We start from the raw sequence: 18,886 nt of genomic DNA on the forward strand, positions 1-18,886 counted from the left end.
AAAGGTCAGTTCGCGTGATCGCCATGCGCCTTGGGTGCGGCACCGCCAACGGCTTCGACGTTGAACTCCACCGTGACAGGGCCGGCCTTTTCGAAGGTCAGCGTCGCGGCGAATTTCTCACCCTGCTTGGGCTGGCGATTGAGGCCGATGAACATCAGGTGGTAGCCGCCGGGCGCGAGTTCGGCCTTGCCATTGGCTGGAATGTCGAGGCCGTTGTCCAGCTTGCGCATGGTCATGACGCCATCCTTGACTGCCATTTCATGCACCTCCGCCTTCTGCGAGACATCCGAGGCGATCGAGACCAGACGATCCGGCTCGCCGCCGCTGTTTTTGATGGTGAGGTAACCGCCGGCCACTTTCGCGCCGGGTGGCGTGGCGCGCGACCACGGATGATCGATCTCGAGGCTGCCGACCTTGAATTCATGCGCGAATGCGGCTGGAGCGCCGGCAAGCAGGACTGCGAGAGCGGCTGACGCAAGGCCAAGCCGGGAAGAAATCGAGTTAGACAGGGATGCACGCGAACGAACGTGGTTGAAGATAGGCATGGGTTTGCTCCATGGCAGGCGCGTCATTGCCGGACACGCAAATAGGAAACGAAAGGGAGAAATCGTGGCGCGGCCAGCGGCCGGGCGCAACGGTAAAGATCAGGCCAATACCGGTGGCGCGCGCGGATTTCCCGGCGACCAGTCATGGCTGAAGCCGATAACGTTTCTGGCGGGAAAGACGACCAGGAGGCTGGCAGCGAAGGCCAGTCCGTCAAGCAGAGGAATGGCATCGGGCGGCGCCCCAACCGCCGACGAGTACATGTTGCAGCCGAGCACGCAGCACGATTGCTGGTGCTGTTGCGGCTGCTCGCCCGGCGGCAGTTGCGCGGCGCCGTCATGCGTACAGATGACGTTGCCGAAGGCATCGAGTTGCGCGGGATTGGGACCGGCGCCGGCGGCGAAGGCGCCAAGCACCGACTGCAGGACGAGCAGCCACGCGACGGCGAGGGCCGTCGGCATGCTCCATCTCCTGCGCCCGGCGATCACGGCGTCGCGCACTCCCTTGCCAATCTGCAAAGACCTACCACGAGCCTGAAGGCCGGCAAACCGACAAATCGGCGCTGCGGCAACAAGCCCGACATGGCAGCGGGTCACGGCGTCTTGGTACGGTTCGCCGGAAGGGTTCGTCTGCCTTCAGGCGTCGAGTCGAGCAGGGTCTGTCGTGCCGACGTCAGATGTTTGCGGCAGGCAGCCTCCACTTTGACCGCATCGCGCGACTTGAGTGCAGCGATATAGGCAATATGTTCGGCCACCGCCGTTTCGTTGCGGCTGCGCTGTCCCGCCTTGTTCCACTGGTAGTGGTAATGAAAGATCATGGCGATGACATCGTAGAAATCGACGATGAAACGGTTGCGCGAGGCGCTGTGGATCAGCCGATGGAAACGCTCGTCCAGCTCCGAGAACTCGGGATAGCGATTGGCGATATCGCGCGCCAGGACATGATGCTCGGCTTCCAGACGGTCGAGATCGGCCCAGACAGGGCTGTCAGCCGGCAAGGCAACAAAGGCGGCGGCGGAGCGCAGTTCGAACATTTCACGGATGTCGGCCAGTTCCAGCGCGAAGGCCTGGGTGAAGCCCTTCAGCACCCAATGGCTGTTGCGCCGCTTCTCGATCAGACCGAAACGACTGAAACGGATGAGGAATTCGCGGACGCTGGTGGTGCCGACGCCGATCTCGCGCGCCAGTTCCAGCTCGTTGATCTGCATGCCGGCTTCCGCGCCCTCGGCCAGCAGGCGCCGCATGAACGAGCGCTCGATGATCTGCGACAACGAGTCGGTTTCTTCGTCCGGGAAGAAATCGTCTTCTTTCGGCGCACGCAGCACCGTCTTGTCACGCTTGTCCCAGGCAATCAGACCGTTTTCAGCCATACGGGCAAGAATGCCGCGCACAGTGGTCCGGCTCACGCCAAGCGTCGCTCCCAATTCCGGCTCGGAAGGCAGATTGCTGGTTTCCTCCAGCAGCCGCAGGCAGCGATTATAGGCATCTTTGAAGACGTTATTGCTCTTCGACATTCTATTCTCTTCGCCCGCCGTTCCTGGCAAGCGCTCTAACCGAAAATGCCAATTGACGCCCAAATGTTTTTTTACGATAAAAGACATTAACTGCAGGATAGCCGGTGTCAATCCGGCAGCAGCCAGGACAAATCCCAGGAATCCAGATCCCAGGAACCATCGTCGTGACCGCCGCCAATTCGATCGTGCTTTCGCCTTCCGACAATGTCGTGGTCGCCAACGGCCGGCTGGAGAAAGGCACCGCACTTCCAGGTGGCGCCACGACAGCCGACTCGGTCGAATCCGGTCACAAGGTAGCGATCATGCCGATCCCGGCCGGCTCTGCGGTCGTCAAATACGCCCAGGCTATCGGTCGCGCCACGCAGGATATCGCTGCGGGCGAGCATGTTCATTCGCACAATCTGGTGTTCGAATCCGGCCGCATGCCGGTCGTTCCGCCATCGGCGCCATTGGAGGCCACCGAGGCTGACAAAGTCCGCACCTTCATGGGTTATCGCCGCGCTGACGGCCGCGCCGGCACCCGCAATTTCGTCGGCATCGTCGCCAGCGTGAACTGCTCTGCCACCGTCTGCCACGCGATTGCCGACGAGGCCAATCGCCGCCTGCTGCCGCTTTATCCGGGCATCGACGGTTTCGTGCCGATCGTGCACGGACAGGGCTGCGGCATGAGCGCCACTGGCGACGGCATGATGGTTCTGCACCGCACATTGGCCGGTTACGCACGCCATCCCAATTTCGGCGGTGTGCTGATGGTGGGGCTGGGCTGCGAGGTCAACCAGCTCACCCTCTACGGTCAGAAGGGTGTGGCCGCCGGCAAGCGGCATTTCAACATCCAGGATGCCGGCGGCTCACGCAAGTCGGTCGAAAAGGCGATGGGCGTCCTGGCTGAGATCGCCGAGGAGGTCGGCAGGCTGGAGCGCGAGCCGATCCCGGTCTCGGAGATCGTGGTCGGCCTGCAATGTGGCGGGTCCGATGGCATGTCCGGCATCACCGCCAATCCGGCGCTTGGCGCGGCCGTTGATCTGCTTGCCGGTGTCGGCGGCATCGGCATCCTCTCGGAGACCACGGAGATCTATGGCGCCGAGCACCTGCTTGCCTACCGCGCAGCCACGCCGGAGATCGCCACCAAACTCGATGCGTTGATCAAATGGTGGGAAAACCACACCGCCATGCACGGCGCCTCGATCGACAACAATCCCTCGCCCGGCAACAAGCGCGGCGGACTGACCACCATCCTGGAGAAGTCGCTCGGTGCCGTCGCCAAGGGTGGCCAGACCCCGCTCAACGGGGTCTTTGCCTATGCCGAGAAGGTCAGCGGCAGCGGCCTCGTTTTCATGGACACGCCTGGCTACGACCCGGTCTCCGCCACCGGCCAGGTCGCGGGCGGCGCCAATGTCATCGTTTTTACCACCGGGCGCGGCTCCTGCTTCGGCAGCCACCCGACGCCATCGATCAAGGTGGCGACCAACACCACGCTCTTCCAAGCCATGGAGGAGGACATGGACGTCAATTGCGGCGTCATCGCCTCCGGCGACAGGACGATCTCGGAGATGGGCCGCGATATCTTCGAACTCATCGTCGAGACCGCCTCGGGCAAGAAGACGAAGAGCGAGATGTTCGGCTATGGCGACAACGAGTTCGTGCCTTGGCATCTCGGCGCAACGCTGTAGCTTCGACGAGCGAAGAGACGGCTGGGAAACGGCCGCGAACGGGAGTGGATGCATGAAGACCCGCCGTATCGGCAAGACCGCGCTGGATGTCACCGAATTCAGCTTCGGCGGTGCATCGCTGGGCAATCTCTATCAAGCGGTGCCGAACAAGGACGCCGAAGCTGTACTCGACGCAGCCTGGAATGCCGGCATCCGCTATTTCGACACCGCACCCCATTACGGCTTCGGACTCTCCGAACGCCGCTTCGGCGATTTCCTGCGCGACAAGCCGCGCGACAGCTATGCGCTGTCCACCAAGGTGGGCCGTCTGCTTAAGCCGGCGCCGAAACACGAAGTCCCCAATCTCGGTTTCTTCAACCCGCTGCCGTTCAAGCTGGAATATGACTACAGCTATGACGGCATTATGCGCTCGGTCGAATTCAGTTACGCGCGGCTTGGGCTCAATCGCATCGACATCCTCTATGTGCACGACATCGGCATCTACACACACGGCATTGAGCTCACCAAGGTTCACCTCGGCCAGTTGCTGGACGGCGGCATCAAGGCGCTGGAAGGGCTGAAATCCGGTGGCGTCATTTCCGCCTACGGGCTTGGCGTCAACGAAGTGGAAATCTGCGTCGAAGTCATGCGTCGCGCACCGCTGGACTGCATCTTGCTCGCCGGCCGCTACTCACTGCTCGACCGTTCGGCCGAGGCGGACTTGCTGCCGCTTTGCCATCAGCACGGCACCACGTTGGTCATCGGCGGCGTCTTCAACTCCGGCATCCTAGCGACGGGTGCAAAGCCCGGCTCGCATTTCGACTACGGCCCGGCTTCACCGGAGATCCTGTCAAAGGTATCCGCCATGGAAACGATCGCCGAAGAGGCCGGATATCCGCTGGCCGCCGCAGCGTTGCAGTTCCCCTTGCATGAGAAAGCGGTTTCGACGGTGCTGATCGGCACCGCCAAGGCCTCCAGCCTGACGCGCAACATCGACCTGCTCGAGATCAAGGTTCCTGAAGCTGAGTTCGAAAAGTACCGTCCTTATACGACCGTGCAGCCACCGTTGACGGGAGCCGTGCGCGAATGAAGCCAGTTGGACGCAATGGCCAGACAACAATTCCAAAGGACATCGCCTGATGCTGCGCGGCATTCATCCTCTTCTCGGACCCGATCTGCTGCACGCCTTGCGCAGCATGGGCCATGGCGACGAGATCGTTATCGCCGACGGCAATTTTCCTGCAAGCACGCAAGGCCCTAAGGTCGTGCGAGCCGACGGGCTGGGCGGCGAGGCTTTGCTTGAAGCCATCCTCACGCACATGCCGCTCGACACCTATGCACCGGCAGCGGCTTTCCGCATGGCAGTCGTCGAAGACGCGAACCAGCTTCCCGACATCTGCCGCTCCTACCAGTCTATCGTCGACCGCCTGGCCGGCCCCTTTGTCATCGCGCCTCTTGAACGGTTCGCCTTCTATGAACGTGCGACCAAAGCCGCCTACATTATCGCCTCCGGCGAGCGCGCTGCCTATGCAAACATCCTGCTCAAGAAAGGCGTGGTCCGCGCCGAGCAGGGTTGACTGCGGAAGACACAACGACGCCACATGGAATGATTGTTCCGCATTGACCTTAGTTTGGAATTGATGCCTCATATCGAAAGAGGGCTCGTGAGGGCCACGAAGGGGCTTCACACTTGCAAGCGCCGCCACGATCCACTAAAAATCGCTATGATGTTTTTTATCTATAAAGTCCTGATTGGACTTCGCCTATCCAGAAAGGACTTCGCGTAAACCGACCAGGCGACTTTGGGAGGAAGCCTATGAAATTCGTGAAAAGCATAGTCAGCCGCCGCACCTTCGTGGCACTCGCCGCAGCCTCGATGCTGGCCGGCGCATTCCAACCGGGGCCGGCCGCCGCCGCCGACACCACCATCCCGATCATCGTGAAGGACACCACCTCCTTCTACTGGCAGATCGTACTCGCCGGCGCCCGTAAGGCCGGCAAGGATCTCGGCGTCAACGTGCCGGAACTCGGCGCCCAGGCAGAGACCGACGTCAACGGGCAGATCTCGATCCTTGAAAACGCGGTAGCCGGCAATCCGGCCGCAGTCGTCATCGCTCCGACCGAAGCCAAGGCTCTTGGCAAGCCGATCGATGAAGCCGCCAAGAAAGTGAAGATCATCGGCATCGACTCCTCAGCCGACTCCAAGGCCTTCACGTCCTTCCTGACCACCGACAACAAGGTTGGCGGCCAGGTCGCGGCCGACGGTCTGGCAGCTGCGATCGGTGCTGCCAATGGTGGCAAGGTCGAAGGCAAGGTGGCGATCATCACGGCGCTTCCAGGTGCCGGCTCGCTTGAACAGCGCCGCGAAGGCTTCCTCGAACAGGTCAAGGCCAAGTATCCGGGCCTGACGGTGGTGGCGGACAAATATGCGGATGGCCAGGCCACGACTGGTCTCAACATCGCGACCGACCTGATCACCGCCAATCCGGACCTCAAGGGTGTCTTCGCCTCGAACCTGATCATGGCGCAGGGCGTCGGCCAGGCAATCGCCGAAAACAACCTTGCCGGCAAGGTCGGGCTGATCGGCTTCGACAGCGACGAGAAGCTGATCAAGTTCCTCAACGATGGCGTCATTTCCGGCCTCGTCGTGCAGGACCCGTATCGCATGGGTTATGACGGCATCAAGACCGCGCTTGCCGCCTCGAAGGGCGAGAAAGTCGAGACCTTCGTCGACACCGGCGCCAACCTCGTCACCAAGGAAAACATGAAGGAGCCGAAGATCGACGCGCTCCTCAACCCGAAGCTCAACTGAGCCTTGAAAACCTGTGATCCGGGGCCAGTCCCGGCCCCGGATCAAGCAGTTGAGCCGACCGAAGCGACCTCACTCTCACCCGAGAGTATTCCTGAAGCGTGGCAGCATGACCTGTCCGGCTCAGGTCTCCTGCGCTAGGCTGTGCGAGCTGTCCAAAGCGTGCCAGTCGGGAGGATTGTCATGACACCAGCGGCACCACATCAGCTCCCTGCCCCGGAACTGGAACCCGGCAAGGTGATCCTGGAACTGCGCGGCCTGGAAAAGAAATATCCCGGCACGCATGCGTTGAAGCCGGTGAATCTCGCCTTCAGGGCGGGGGAAATCCACGCGGTCGTTGGCGAAAACGGTGCCGGCAAATCCACACTGATCAAGCTTCTGACAGGCGTGATGCCGCGTACCTCCGGCGACGTCATCTGGGAGGGTGCTCCCGTCGCGCTTGCAACACCGCATGAAGCGATGGCGCTGGGCATCAACGCCGTGCACCAGGAGGTGGTGCTGTGCCGTCATCTCACCGTCGCTGCCAACATGTTCCTCGGCGAGGAAAACGTCCGCTACGGTTTCCTGCAGCAGCGTGCCATGGTGCGAGATGCCCAGAAGATCATCAATGATCTCGGCTTCAACCTGCCCGCCCATGTCCTGCTGGGTGACTTGACCATCGGCCAGCAGCAATTGATCGCCGCGGCCCGCGCCACCGTGCGCGGCACCAAATTCCTCATCTTCGACGAGCCGACCGCCTATCTCACCCGCAAGGAAGCTGACCAGCTTTTTGCCCTGATCCGCCGTCTCAAAGCAGAGGGCGTCACCATCATCTACATCAGCCACCGCATGGAGGAGGTGTTCGAACTGGCCGACCGTGTTTCGGTGCTGCGCGACGGCACCTATGTCGGCACCCGCAACATCAAGGATACCGACGAAGCCGAACTGGTGCGGCTGATGATCAACCGTTCGATCGAGCAGATCTATCACAAGGACAAATTCCCGATCGGCAAGACGATCCTGGAAGCCAGGCAGCTTTCCGGCAAGGGATTCGAGAATATCTCGATGACCGTGCACGAAGGCGAGATCGTCGGCCTCTACGGTCTGATCGGTGCCGGGCGCAGTGAATTCGTCACCACCCTCTATGGCCGCCACCCCAAATCCTCCGGCACGGTGTTGTGGGACGGCAAGCAAGTTCACGTCCGTTCCGAGCATGATGCGATCAAGCTCGGCATGGCGCTAGCCCCGGAAAGCCGACGCGATCAGGGCCTTTGCCTCAATCTTCCGGTGAGCCTTAACCTCAACCTGCCCATCTACAAGCGCATCAGCAGGAGTGCTCTGATCTCCGGCGGTGAAGAGACAAAACATGCCGAACAGCAGATCGCCGGCCTGCGCATCAAGACAGCCGGACGACAAGCGCTGGCCTCCAGCCTCTCCGGCGGCAACCAGCAGAAGATCGTCATCGGCAAATGGCTGAACCATGGCGCCAAGCTGTTCATCTTCGACGAACCGACGGTGGGCGTCGACGTAGGCACCAAGGCGGAAATCTACCGGCTTTTCTCCACGCTGCTCTCCCAGGGCGCGGGTATCATCCTGATCTCGTCCTATCTGCCGGAAGTCTATGAACTGGCCGATACGCTGCATGTTTTCCGGCGCGGCAAGCTGGTCGCCACGCATGGCTTCCACACCGTCAGCCACGAAGACATCCTGACCCAGGCGCTGGCCGAGAAGCAGGAAAAAACCGGAGGACAATCATGAGCACCGAGGCGATCCCCGCCGAAAAGTCGAAGCGCAACTACAACGCGCTGTTCGGGCTGACGCTGCTGGCGCTGTTGGTTTTGCTGTGGGTCCTGCTCTCCTTCTCGACTTCGAGCTTCGCCACCGCCAACAACATCTCCAACCTGCTGCGCCAGGGCTCGATGATCGCCATCCTGGCAGTGGGTCAGACCTTCGTCATCATCACTGGTGGCATCGACCTCTCCGTCGGTGCCGTCGTCGGTTTTGCGACGGTGACGACGGCGATGCTGATCAATTCCGGACTGCCGGTTTTTGTCGCCATCCTGATCACCCTGCTGATCGGCGTTGCTATTGGCCTGTTTCACGGCTTCGGCATCGTCAAGATGGGGCTGCCGCCCTTCATCATCACGCTGGCCACGCTGACCTCGTTGCGCGGCATCGGCCTTCTGATGACCAACGGTAACTCGATTTCCATCAACAACGATGCCTTCCAGGAATTCTCGCGCGGCTCGTTCGTCGGCGTGCCCAACCTGTTCTGGATGGTCATACTCGTCGGCGTGCCGGCCTACGTCTTCCTGCACCACACACGCTGGGGCCGTTACCTGTTCTCGGTCGGCTCCAATGCCGAGGCCGCGCGCCTCTCCGGCGTCAACGTCCAGCGCACCATCTACATGGCCTATACGCTTTCGGGCCTGTGCGCGGCCTTTGTCGGCGTTCTGCTTGCATCCCGCATCGGCATCGGTAACCCGACCCAGGCCGAAGGCTGGGAATTGCAAGCGATCGCCTCTTCGGTCATCGGTGGCACGTCACTGTTCGGAGCCGTAGGTTCTGTGCATGGACCATTGCTCGGCGCCTTCATTCTTGCCACCATCAACAACGGTGCCAATCTGCTCAACGTCAACGCATTCTGGCAGCGCGTGATCACCGGGGCGCTCATCATCGTCATCGTCTATTTCGACGGGCTGCGCCGGCGCGGCAACAAATGATGCAAAACCCGATGGGGCGGATCCGCTCCATCGCCGGTCTCCAGTCGGACCGCTCAGGCCTTGAGCAGAGCTTCGACCGAAGCAGCAATCGCCAGCAGGCGGCGGTCGTGACCGTTGCGGCCGACCAGCATCAGGCCGGACGGCAAGGCCGTGCCGGGCATCGGCAGCGAGATCGCGCACTGGTCGAAGTAGTTGAACACCTCGGTGTTGCGCAGCAGCAGCCCTTCCATGCGGTCGTCGAATTTCGGATCGGCCATCACCGCATCGATCAGTGGCGCCGCCACCGGCACGGTCGGCAGTGCCAGCATGTCGAAATCCGTCAGCCTGCGATCCATCTCGACAATATGCCCGGCGCGGCTGCGTATCGTGCGGATGTAGATCGGTACCGGCGCCTTGGCGTAGCGGGCAAGCGGCACGCTGACATGTGCATCGACCGGAACATCCGTGCCGGCCTCCAGCCAGTCGGCATGGATGGCCGCACCTTCCATGCCGGCGATGGAGCCGTACTGAGTGGCCTCGTTCATTGCATCGACAAGGTCGTCGATAGCAATATCGAAAAGGCGCGCACCGGACCGCTCGAGCCTGCGGACCGAGTCCTCGAAGGCGCGGGCGATCGGTTCTTCGGTGTTGTCGAACAATGCGCCGCGTGGAATGCCGACGCGCAGGCCATCCAGCCGCGCCGGCATCAGCGGCAGAGGTTCCTCGCCGGCGAGGATCGCGTCGGTGGCGGCACATTCGGCAACCGTCCGTGCAAGGGGGCCGAGGGAGTCCAGCGCGAAGGAAAGCGGAAAGGCGCCGTCCAGAGGCACGCGGCTGGCTGTCGGCTTGAAGCCGACAACGCCGTTCAGCGCCGCCGGAATGCGGATCGACCCGCCCGTATCCGAACCGATCGAAATGGCGCTGGTGCCTTCGGCCACCGATACGCCGGCGCCCGACGAGGACCCACCCGGAACACGTGTGGCATCGGCGCCATTGCCCGGCGTGCCGTAGTGCGGATTGAGGCCGAGCGCAGTGAACGCGAATTCCGTCATGTTGGTTTTGCCGATGATGACCGCGCCGGCCTGGCGCAGACGCTGCACCACCGGTGCGTCTTTACGCGCCGGCACGGCGGTGCGGCGCAGCACCGAACCGGCCAGCGTCCGCTCGCCGCCGACATCGAGCAGATCCTTGATCGAAATGATCTCGCCGTCGAGCGGCCCAAGCCCGATGCCGGCCTTTCGGCGCGCATCGGCAGCGTCGGCAGCCGCGCGGGCCACGTCGGGATAGAGCTTGGTGAACACCTTTTCGTCGGCAGCCCGCTCGGCAAGACGCGAGAGGAACGCTTCGAGACGATCGCGCGCAGAGGACATCGGCATCTCACCTGACATGGACGTTCGGACCGCAATGCTGTCTCATGCGCACCGCCAAACCGCAACGCCTCTGGCCGTCGCCACCGCTGGAGCAATTCCAGGAAAAATGTGTAACAGTTTTCCGTCCGGAATTGCGTAAAAACAAAAACTTAGAGCGTTTCCGCGTTTCCGTAAAAGACGGAAACGCTCTGGTCCAGCGGATGGAAATTTCAACGCCAGGGCCTTCTGCGCCAATTCCTTCTCTGGCGAAACGGCGGACAAAGGTCATAATCCGCGCCGTGGAAGCAGGCCTGCAGAGCCTGCCCACAGTATCAGGACCTGCTTGGCAGGTCATTTAGGGGGTCAGTCATGTCAGGTTTCAAGCTCACCAGGCGTTCGTTGCTTTCAGGCGCTGCATTGCTGCTCGCCTCGACCGCCCTTCCCACGATTGGCTGGGCACAGGAGCCGCAAAAGGGCGGACGCCTGACAGTCGCTGCCGATTCCGAACCGCGCAATCTGAACCCGGCAATCGTTGCTTCCAACGGTGTCTTCTTCATCTCGTCCAAGATCGTCGAGCCGCTCGCGGAAGCCGACTATGAAGGCAAGGACGGGCTCAGCCCTCGCCTCGCCATCAGTTGGGAAGGCTCGGAAGACGGCAAGTCTGTCACCTTCAAGCTGCGCGAGGGCGTGACCTGGCACGACGGCAAGCCGTTCACCTCGGCCGACGTCGCCTTCTCGGCCCTGCAGATCTGGAAGCCGCTGCAGAATCTCGGCCGTGTCGTTTTCAAGGATCTGGAAGCTGTCGAGACCCCTGACGAACACACCGCCGTGTTCAAATTCGCCAAGCCGACGCCGTTCCAGCTGATCCGCAACGCGCTGCCGGCGCTGACCAGCGTCGTGCCCAAGCACATCTACGAGAACGGCAAGATCGAGGAGAACCCGGCCAACACGGCCCCCGTCGGTACAGGTCCGTTCAAGTTTGCCGAACACAAGGCCGGCCAGTACTACCGGCTGGAAAAAAACACCGCCTATTGGGGCAAGGGTGAGCCCAATCTCGACGAGATCGTCTACCAGGTGCTGCCGGACCGCTCGGCGGCCGCCAATGCGCTCGAGGCTGAAGAAATCCAGCTCGCTGCCTTCTCGGCCGTGCCGCTGGCCGACCTTGACCGGATTTCCAAGGTGCCGGGGCTGAAGGTCGTCACCAAGGGTTATGAAAGCCTCACCTACCAGCTCGTCGTGGAAATCAATCATCGCCGCAAGGAACTGGCCGATCTGAAGGTACGGCAGGCGATAGCGCATGCCATCGACAGGGACTTCGTCGTCAAGACGATCTTCCTCGGCTATGCCGAGACCGCGAGCGGCCCGGTACCGAAGAACGACAAGCAGTTCTATACCCCGGACGTGCCGGCCTACGCCTTCGACGTCGCCAAGGCCAACGCCTTGCTCGACGAGGCCGGCTACAAGCCGGGCGCTGACGGCAAGCGCTTTAAGCTTAAACTGCTTCCGGCCCCTTATTTCAACGAAACCAAGCAGTTCGGCGACTATCTGCGCCAGGCACTCGCAGCCATCGGCATCGACGCCGAACTGGTCAACAATGACTCGGCCGCGCACATCAAAGCAGTCTACACCGACCATGCCTTCGACCTTGCGGTCGGCCCACCCGTGTTCCGCGGCGATCCGGCGATCTCCACCACCATCCTGGCGCAGAGCGGCATTCCCGATGGCGTGCCCTTCTCCAACCAGGGCGGCTACAAGAGCGCCGACATCGACGGCATCATCGCCAAGGCAGCCGAGACGCTGGACGCCACGGTGCGCACCGACCTCTACAAAGAGTTCCAGAAGAAGGTGGTCGAGGACCTGCCCTTCATCAACGTCGCCGACTGGACCTTCATTTCGGTCGCCAGCGACAAGGTGGGCAACATTGCCGACAATCCGCGCTGGGCAGTGTCCAACTGGTCGGACACCTGGCTGGCGAAGTAATCAGGATCGGTGCTTGAGGTCGGCAGCCGCCAGCGGATAAGCTGGTGGCTCCGGCCTCGAAGTTTGTACTCATGTCACGTGCCTTCCTCCTTCTGCGCCGGCGTCTCGTCGGCTCCGTCTTTGTGCTCCTGATCGTCGTTGTCGGCACGTTCCTCCTGCTCGAGGCGGCTCCCGGCGATGCGGTCGACGCTTATCTCGTGTCGACCGGCGGCGATGCCGGCCTCGTCGAGGCAATGCGGCAGAGCTGGGGGCTCGACCAGTCCGCCGCGACACGGCTGGCCAACTATCTGTGGGCACTGCTGCATCTCGATCTCGGCCAGTCGGTTGCCTTCTCGCGACCGATCCGCGACGTCATCCTCGAACGCCTGCCGGTTACGCTGATCCTGATGGGCGCTTCGACAGCCCTGTCCTTCGGCCTTGGCTCGGCGCTCGGCATCTATGCCGGCGCAAAACCCGGCAGCTTCCGCGACCGCTTCCTGTCGACGGCATCGCTGGCACTCTACGCCGTGCCGGGCTTCTGGCTGGCGCTGGTCCTCGTCATCGTCTTCGCCGTCGACCTGCGCTGGTTCCCGATCTCCGGCTTCGAGACGATCGCCTCCGGCAAGACCGGCTTTGCGCGCGCTGCCGACATCGCCCATCACCTCGTCCTGCCGGTGGCATCCCTCGGCGTGATCTATCTGGCGCTGTATCTCAGGATGATGCGAGCCGGCATGGCCGAGGTCTGGCGGCTGGATTTCGTACGCGCGGCCCGCGCCAGGGGCCTCAGCCGCCGGCACATCGTGCTCGCCCATGTCGCGCGCAACGCCCTGTTGCCGCTCATCACCATGCTGGGACTGCAGTCCGCCCAGATGCTGGGTGGCAGCGTCGTCATCGAAAGTATCTTTTCCGTGCCCGGGCTCGGCAGGCTCGCGCAGGAGGCCGTGGCATTGCGCGATACGCCGCTGCTGCTTGGCATCATCCTGGTCAGCGCAGTCCTGGTCGTCCTCATCAATCTTCTGGTCGACATTGCCTATGCCTTCCTCGACCCGCGCGTCGGCGCCAGCGAGGCCGGCGCATGAGGCGACTGTCGCACATACCGGAAGCCCTGGTCGGGCTTGGCATCCTCGCCGTCCTGGCGGCTATGGCGCTCGTAGCCCCGATGCTCTTCCCCGGCGACCCTCTCGCCATCAAGGGAGCGCCATTGCTGCCGCCATTCCAGGACTGGTCGCTGCCGCTCGGCACCGACCGTCTCGGACGCGACGTGCTGGCCGAACTCGTCCATGGCGCGCGCACGTCTCTGGCCGTCGGACTTGCCGCGGCAGCAGCGGCAATCGCCGTCGGCGCCGTGATCGGCACACTGGCGGGTTTTGCCGGCGGCATCGTCGATGAGGCGCTGATGCGCATCACCGACGCCTTCCAGACCGTACCGTCCTTCCTGCTCGCACTGGCTTTCGTCAGCGTCGTCGGCCCTTCGCTCACCGTCGTGGTCGTCGCCATCGCACTTTCGGCATGGACAGGGCCAGCGCGCGTCGCTCGCGCCGAAGTGCTTTCCATCCGCGAGCGCGATTTCGTTGCCGGCGCGCGGGTCATCGGCATGCATCCGCTGGAGATCGCCTTGCGCGAGGTTCTTCCAAACGCCTTGCCACCGGTGCTCGCGCTCTCCTCCGTCATCGTCGCTTCTGCGATCCTGATCGAGGCCGCGCTTTCCTTCCTGGGGCTCGGCGACCCCAACCGCGTCACCTGGGGCGGCATGATCGCCGAAGGCCGCACCGTCCTGCGCTCGGCACCGTTTCTTTCGATCGTGCCGGGCATAGCGCTGGTGTTGACCGTGCTTGGTGTCTATCTCGCCGGTGAAGGCATCGTCGAAGGCACTGCCGTCAGGAAGGGCCTGTCATGACCGGGCCACTCGTCTCGATCCGCGACCTGTCGGTCTCCTATCGACCTAACGCGGCTTCGCCTTCGCTCCGTGATATTGATCTCGACATCGCCGCCGGCGAGCGGCTGGCGATCATCGGCGAAAGCGGCTCCGGCAAGAGCACGCTCGCACTTGCCATCGCCGGGCTGCTGCCGCCGACGGCCACCGTGGATGGCGCGATCCTGTGGTCGGGACAGCCGCACTTGCCGCGTGGCGGCCGCGACATCGGCTTCGTCTTCCAGGACGCTTCGGCGAGCCTCGACCCGGTGATGACCGTCGGCCGGCAGATCGCCGAGGTTGCCCGCACACATCTCGATCTCAGTTGGGCACAGGCGCAAGACCGTGCGCTTGACCTGTTGCGGCGTGTCAGGCTGCCAGACCCCGACACGGCCCTGCAAGCCTATCCGCACCAGCTATCGGGCGGGCAAAGGCAGCGGGTGGCGATCGCCGCGGCAATTGCTGCCGGGCCGAGACTGCTGATCGCCGACGAGGCGACAAGCGCGCTCGACACCATCGTGCAGGCCGACATCGTCGCACTCATCCGACAACTGGTGGCTGAGGATGGAATGGCGCTGCTGTTCGTCAGCCACGACATCGCGCTTGCCGCGGAACTGGCCGACCGCATCGCCGTCTTCAACAATGGCGAGATGGTCGAGTTGGGCATGGCTGACGCGGTGATCCCGACACCGGCGCATGCCTACACCAGAAAGCTGCTGGCCGCCCATATCGGCCTTGATGCCACCCCGATGATTGCACCGACCGGGCACGACCATGTCTGAGCCGCTGCTTGTCGTCTCCGAGCTGACCAAACGCTTCCGCCGCGGCGGGACGGTCGTTACGGCTACCGACGCCATTTCACTTGCCATTTCGACAGGCGAAACCGTAGCGCTGGCCGGTCCTTCCGGCTCCGGCAAATCCACCATCGCCCGTCTGATCCTGCGGCTGATCGAACCCGATGCCGGCCGGGTGGATTTCGAGGGCGAGAACTTCCTCGCCTTGCGCGGTTCGGCTCTGCGCGCCAGACGCGCACGGCTGCAGATGGTGTTCCAGGATCCGCTTGCCGCGCTTAATCCGCGTGCGACAGTGACGCGCGTGCTGGACGATCCACTGCGTATCCATGCGCTGGCCAGCCGCGGTGAGCGCCCGGATCGCATTGCGGCACTGCTCGAACGTGTCGGTCTGTCGCCGGATCTCGCCGGCCGCCATCTTCACGAGATTTCCGGCGGCCAACGTCAGCGTGTCGCGATTGCCCGCGCCATCGCCACGAAACCGTCGCTGATCGTGCTCGACGAAGCCGTTTCGGCGCTGGATGTCTCGGTACGCGGCCAGATCCTTGAACTGCTGCTCGACCTGCAGCGCACGGAACGCATCGCCTATCTGTTCGTTTCCCACGACCTTGGCGTCGTGCGTGCCTTCGCGCACCGGGTCATCCTTCTCGAGGGTGGTCGCATCGCCGAGCAGGGCGATGCCCGCGCTGTCATCGATGATCCGCAATCCGCCATCGGCAAGGCGCTGGTTGCCGCTGTGCCCAGACTCACAAAGACGCAAGTACAGGACTGATCATGACAAACCCTCAAGCCCGAGCGGAAAAGCTTGCCCGCGAATTGGATTCCGCATTCCGCAACCGCGCCGATCTCTACCGGCTCATGCTGGACGAGCTGACGGCGGAACTGGGCCCCGAACAGGCCGAGGCGGTCATGGTGCGCGCCATCGAAAAACGCGGTCAGGAAGTGGCGACCGCAGCCTTCGCCAAGTTCGGCCCTAATGACGCGCGCGCCATCGGCGAAGCCTTCCTGTCCGTCAGCCCGGATGACGGGCGCATGTATCCGACCGATGTCGAACGCGCGCCGGACCGCATCGCCTTCAAGGTCAAGCGGTGTCCGCTGAAGGACGCCTGGGTCGAGGCCGGCGTCGGCGAGAACCAACTCACCACGCTCTGCCGCATCGCTGGCGCTTTCGACCGCGGCCTGTTCGAGGCCACCGGCGTGCGTTTCGACAACGTCACCTGGTCGCCCGGCCATGGCAGCGGCTGCTGCCACATCGCGCTGACAGACCGCGACGCGGCCTGACCATCTATCCCTTGCTGGCCTGCCTGAGCTCCACCCGGCGGATCTTGCCGGAAATGGTCTTGGGCAGCGTGTCGACGAATTCGATCTCGCGTGGATATTTGTAGGGCGCCGTCAGGTTGCGGCAGAATTCCTGGATGTCGCGCGCCAGCTTGTCCGACGCCGTGAAGCCCTTTGCCAGGATGACATAGGCTTTGACGATCTGCCCGCGCGTCGGGTCGGGTTTGCCGATGACCGCGCTTTCGGCGACCGCCTTGTGCTCGATCAAAGCACTCTCTACCTCGAACGGGCTGATGCGATAGCCTGCGGACGAGATCAGGTCGTCGGAGCGGCCGACGAACCAGAGATAGCCGTCCTTGTCGCGCCGCGCGGTATCGCCGGTATAGTACCAGCCATTGCGGAACGAGCCGGTGTCCAGTGCCTTGCCGGTGTAGTAGCCGTGGAACAGGCCGCCCGGGTGTGGATCGGTGACCTTGACCGCGATGTGGCCGACTTCTTCGTCGGGCAGGCGCTTGCCGTCGTCATCGACGACGTCGACATCGTAGCCCGGCACCGGCTTGCCCATCGATCCGAACCGAACCTCCTCGCCCGGAAAATTGGCAACAATGTTGATGGTCTCGGTCTGGCCGTAGCCATCGGCGATGGTCGTGCCGGTCGCTTCCTTCCAGATGCGCATCACTTCCGGATTGAGCGGCTCACCTGCCCCCAGCGAGCGGCGCAAGCTGGACAGGTCGTAGCGCTTCAGATCCTGCTGCGCGAACAGGCGATAGACGGTTGGCGGCGCACAGAAGGTCGAGACCTTGAGTTTGCCGATCAGTTTCAGATGCATGTCCGCGTCGAAGGCACCGTCGCCATTGTAGAGCACCGCCGGTGTGCCGAGCATCAGCTGCGGGAACAGGATACCCCAGGCCGCCTTCGCCCAACCCGTGTCGGTGAGCGACCAGTGCACGTCGCCGGGCCTCAGATCCATCCAGAACAGGCCGGTCGCCACATGGGCGAGCGCGTAACCGTGGTCGCGCGGCACCATCTTTGGCAACGAGGTGGTGCCGGAGGTGAAATAGGCCATCATCATGTCGGTCGCGCGGTTTGGCGAAAAATCCTCGCGGTCCAACTCCGGCGAAGCCTCGGCCAGCAGTTTTTCGAGCGGCAGCCAGCCGTCGCGTTCGCCATCAACGACGATGAAGGTCCTCAGCGTCGGGCATTCGGCACGAATCGCATCGACCTTGGCGCAATGCTCGGAAGTGACGATGACGGCAGTGGCTTTGGAATGGTTGACCCGATAAGCGATGTCGTGTGCGGTAAGCAGGTTGGTGCCCGGCATGGAGATGACACCCGCCTTCATGCAGCCGAACAGCACCGTGTACCAGGCCGGCACGCGACCGATGACGACGCAGGCAAAGTCACCCGCAGCGACGCCCAGCTTGCGCAAGGCATTGGCGAAGCGGTTCGAGCTTTCCGAAAGCTGCGAATAGGCGATGCGCTGGATCGTCTCGCCATCGCGCGAAACGGCGATAACCGCCGTGCGGTCGTCACGCTTCGCCCAGTCGTCGATGACGTCGAACGCGAAATTGAAATGCTCGGGTATTTCCAGGCGAAATCCCGCACGCGCCTTGGCATAGGTGCGGTCGACCGTCGAAAAATCCATGCTCTCCTCCGCGATGGCGATGCAACGTTCAGGCGCATCACATAGCGCGGACGAACTTATGAAGCCATCGAACCAAAGGCTATGCCTTTTAGTGCCACTTCGCCGGCATCGGCCAGGATTCAAGAATGTTGTATTTTGTCAGTCCTCGCTCGCTGTGGACAAGCGAGAACGTTCGGACGGTGAAACGCAACGGATCGATCTGCTGCGAGACGACCGGCCGAGAACTGTAGAAAAGCGTGATATGCGGGTTAAAGCTCAGCGTCCCACGCAATCCGTTGGAGATGAGAGCAACACCAAGCCTTCGCTGGAGATCCATCAACGGCGTGCTTCCGCCCAGAAGCACCGTTGCTCGCCTGTCCGGTCGACCACCGGGAAACGTGACGATACGATCGAAACAGACATCAAACGCATCGGTGCTAACGGATTTTGCAGCGCATTTGGCAGCAAATACGTATTTCTCGCGCAAACGTTTATCGTCCCTGATGTGCTGGAGCGAGATGTGCAGGTGCTTCAGCGGGCGCAATTTCGCCTGGAGCCCGTTCGCCATCTGTATCCCGGTCGCAATCTCCAGCGCCTGACTGCCGACCGGCGTTTCAAGCAGCACCATCAAGATCAGTCGCTCCGGTTTCTTGGGCCGGCGCGGACCTTCTGACTGACCGAAATCGAAAACACCTTGGGACATGTCTCGCCCAATTCGCAGGGCCGAAACGTCCAAAATAGAACAAAACAAGAACAAGCGCAAGCACGATCCCGAGGG

19 protein-coding genes are annotated in these 18,886 nt (G+C 62.6%); 13 read left to right on the top strand and 6 right to left on the bottom strand.

What is annotated here, in order from left to right:
- Positions 1-5 precede the first annotated feature (5 nt).
- The 3 genes from AC3WTO_RS20180 to AC3WTO_RS20190 form a co-directional block, all read right to left on the bottom strand.
- Positions 6-545, bottom strand: coding sequence for a copper chaperone PCu(A)C (locus AC3WTO_RS20180; RefSeq protein ID WP_492462673.1), 540 nt, complete (start codon positions 543-545; stop codon positions 6-8).
- A 99-nt stretch (positions 546-644) separates the two neighbouring features.
- Positions 645-1,004 (bottom strand): DUF2946 family protein, encoded by a 360-nt coding sequence (locus AC3WTO_RS20185; RefSeq protein ID WP_492462674.1) that lies wholly within the window; start codon positions 1,002-1,004, stop codon positions 645-647.
- Between the two features lie 131 nt (positions 1,005-1,135).
- Positions 1,136-2,056 (bottom strand): GntR family transcriptional regulator, encoded by a 921-nt coding sequence (locus AC3WTO_RS20190; RefSeq protein WP_492462675.1) that lies wholly within the window; start codon positions 2,054-2,056, stop codon positions 1,136-1,138.
- A gap of 164 nt (positions 2,057-2,220) precedes the next feature.
- On the opposite strand from AC3WTO_RS20190, the gene AC3WTO_RS20195 reads away from it, so the two are divergent.
- The 6 genes from AC3WTO_RS20195 to AC3WTO_RS20220 all read left to right on the top strand — a co-directional run bounded on the left by AC3WTO_RS20195 (position 2,221) and on the right by AC3WTO_RS20220 (position 9,216).
- Positions 2,221-3,726 carry a UxaA family hydrolase gene (locus AC3WTO_RS20195; protein WP_492462676.1) on the top strand — a complete coding sequence of 502 codons (1,506 nt, stop codon included), beginning with the start codon at positions 2,221-2,223 and terminating at the stop codon, positions 3,724-3,726.
- A 52-nt stretch (positions 3,727-3,778) separates the two neighbouring features.
- Entirely contained in the window at positions 3,779-4,795 is a 1,017-nt protein-coding gene (locus AC3WTO_RS20200; RefSeq protein WP_492462677.1) for an aldo/keto reductase, read from the top strand.
- 49 nt (positions 4,796-4,844) lie between these two features.
- Positions 4,845-5,282, top strand: a complete 438-nt coding sequence (locus AC3WTO_RS20205; RefSeq protein WP_492462678.1) for an RbsD/FucU family protein — start codon at positions 4,845-4,847, stop codon at positions 5,280-5,282.
- Positions 5,283-5,521: 239 nt separating this feature from the next.
- Complete coding sequence (locus AC3WTO_RS20210) at positions 5,522-6,517, top strand: ABC transporter substrate-binding protein (protein WP_492462679.1); 996 nt, start codon at positions 5,522-5,524, stop codon at positions 6,515-6,517.
- A 180-nt stretch (positions 6,518-6,697) separates the two neighbouring features.
- A complete protein-coding gene (locus tag AC3WTO_RS20215) occupies positions 6,698-8,251 on the top strand; it encodes a sugar ABC transporter ATP-binding protein (protein ID WP_492462680.1) in 1,554 nt (517 codons plus the stop codon).
- The gene (locus tag AC3WTO_RS20220; protein WP_492462681.1) at positions 8,248-9,216 is read left to right on the top strand and encodes an ABC transporter permease; all 969 of its coding nucleotides are present in this window, start codon (positions 8,248-8,250) and stop codon (positions 9,214-9,216) included. Before AC3WTO_RS20215 ends, AC3WTO_RS20220 begins: the two co-directional genes overlap by 4 nt.
- Positions 9,217-9,269: 53 nt before the next feature.
- Here AC3WTO_RS20220 and AC3WTO_RS20225 read toward each other — a convergent pair whose 3' ends face one another.
- Positions 9,270-10,565 (bottom strand): amidase, encoded by a 1,296-nt coding sequence (locus AC3WTO_RS20225; RefSeq protein ID WP_492462682.1) that lies wholly within the window; start codon positions 10,563-10,565, stop codon positions 9,270-9,272.
- A 44-nt stretch (positions 10,566-10,609) separates the two neighbouring features.
- On the opposite strand from AC3WTO_RS20225, the gene AC3WTO_RS20230 reads away from it, so the two are divergent.
- From AC3WTO_RS20230 to AC3WTO_RS20260, 7 genes are all read left to right on the top strand, one after another.
- The gene (locus AC3WTO_RS20230) at positions 10,610-10,903 is read left to right on the top strand and encodes a hypothetical protein (RefSeq protein WP_492462683.1); all 294 of its coding nucleotides are present in this window, start codon (positions 10,610-10,612) and stop codon (positions 10,901-10,903) included.
- A 10-nt stretch (positions 10,904-10,913) separates the two neighbouring features.
- Positions 10,914-12,524: an ABC transporter substrate-binding protein gene (locus AC3WTO_RS20235; RefSeq protein ID WP_492462684.1), complete on the top strand. Its 1,611-nt coding sequence runs from the start codon at positions 10,914-10,916 to the stop codon at positions 12,522-12,524.
- 71 nt (positions 12,525-12,595) lie between these two features.
- Positions 12,596-13,582 carry an ABC transporter permease gene (locus tag AC3WTO_RS20240; RefSeq protein WP_492462685.1) on the top strand — a complete coding sequence of 329 codons (987 nt, stop codon included), beginning with the start codon at positions 12,596-12,598 and terminating at the stop codon, positions 13,580-13,582.
- A complete protein-coding gene (locus AC3WTO_RS20245) occupies positions 13,579-14,400 on the top strand; it encodes an ABC transporter permease (protein ID WP_492462686.1) in 822 nt (273 codons plus the stop codon). The genes AC3WTO_RS20240 and AC3WTO_RS20245 overlap by 4 nt, the downstream gene beginning before the upstream one ends.
- Positions 14,397-15,197 (top strand): ABC transporter ATP-binding protein, encoded by an 801-nt coding sequence (locus AC3WTO_RS20250; RefSeq protein ID WP_492462687.1) that lies wholly within the window; start codon positions 14,397-14,399, stop codon positions 15,195-15,197. Before AC3WTO_RS20245 ends, AC3WTO_RS20250 begins: the two co-directional genes overlap by 4 nt.
- Complete coding sequence (locus tag AC3WTO_RS20255) at positions 15,190-15,978, top strand: ATP-binding cassette domain-containing protein (protein WP_492462688.1); 789 nt, start codon at positions 15,190-15,192, stop codon at positions 15,976-15,978. Before AC3WTO_RS20250 ends, AC3WTO_RS20255 begins: the two co-directional genes overlap by 8 nt.
- A 2-nt stretch (positions 15,979-15,980) precedes the next feature.
- Complete coding sequence (locus AC3WTO_RS20260; protein WP_492462689.1) at positions 15,981-16,487, top strand: L-2-amino-thiazoline-4-carboxylic acid hydrolase; 507 nt, start codon at positions 15,981-15,983, stop codon at positions 16,485-16,487.
- Positions 16,488-16,491: 4 nt separating this feature from the next.
- Here the strand turns inward: AC3WTO_RS20260 and AC3WTO_RS20265 are convergent, their stop codons facing one another.
- Entirely contained in the window at positions 16,492-18,129 is a 1,638-nt protein-coding gene (locus AC3WTO_RS20265; protein WP_492462690.1) for an acetate--CoA ligase, read from the bottom strand.
- Between the two features lie 88 nt (positions 18,130-18,217).
- A complete protein-coding gene (locus AC3WTO_RS20270) occupies positions 18,218-18,811 on the bottom strand; it encodes a 2'-5' RNA ligase family protein (protein ID WP_492462691.1) in 594 nt (197 codons plus the stop codon).
- Positions 18,812-18,886: the final 75 nt, after the last annotated feature.

Source organism: Mesorhizobium sp. EU05-FHT14A09 (assembly GCF_058790995.1).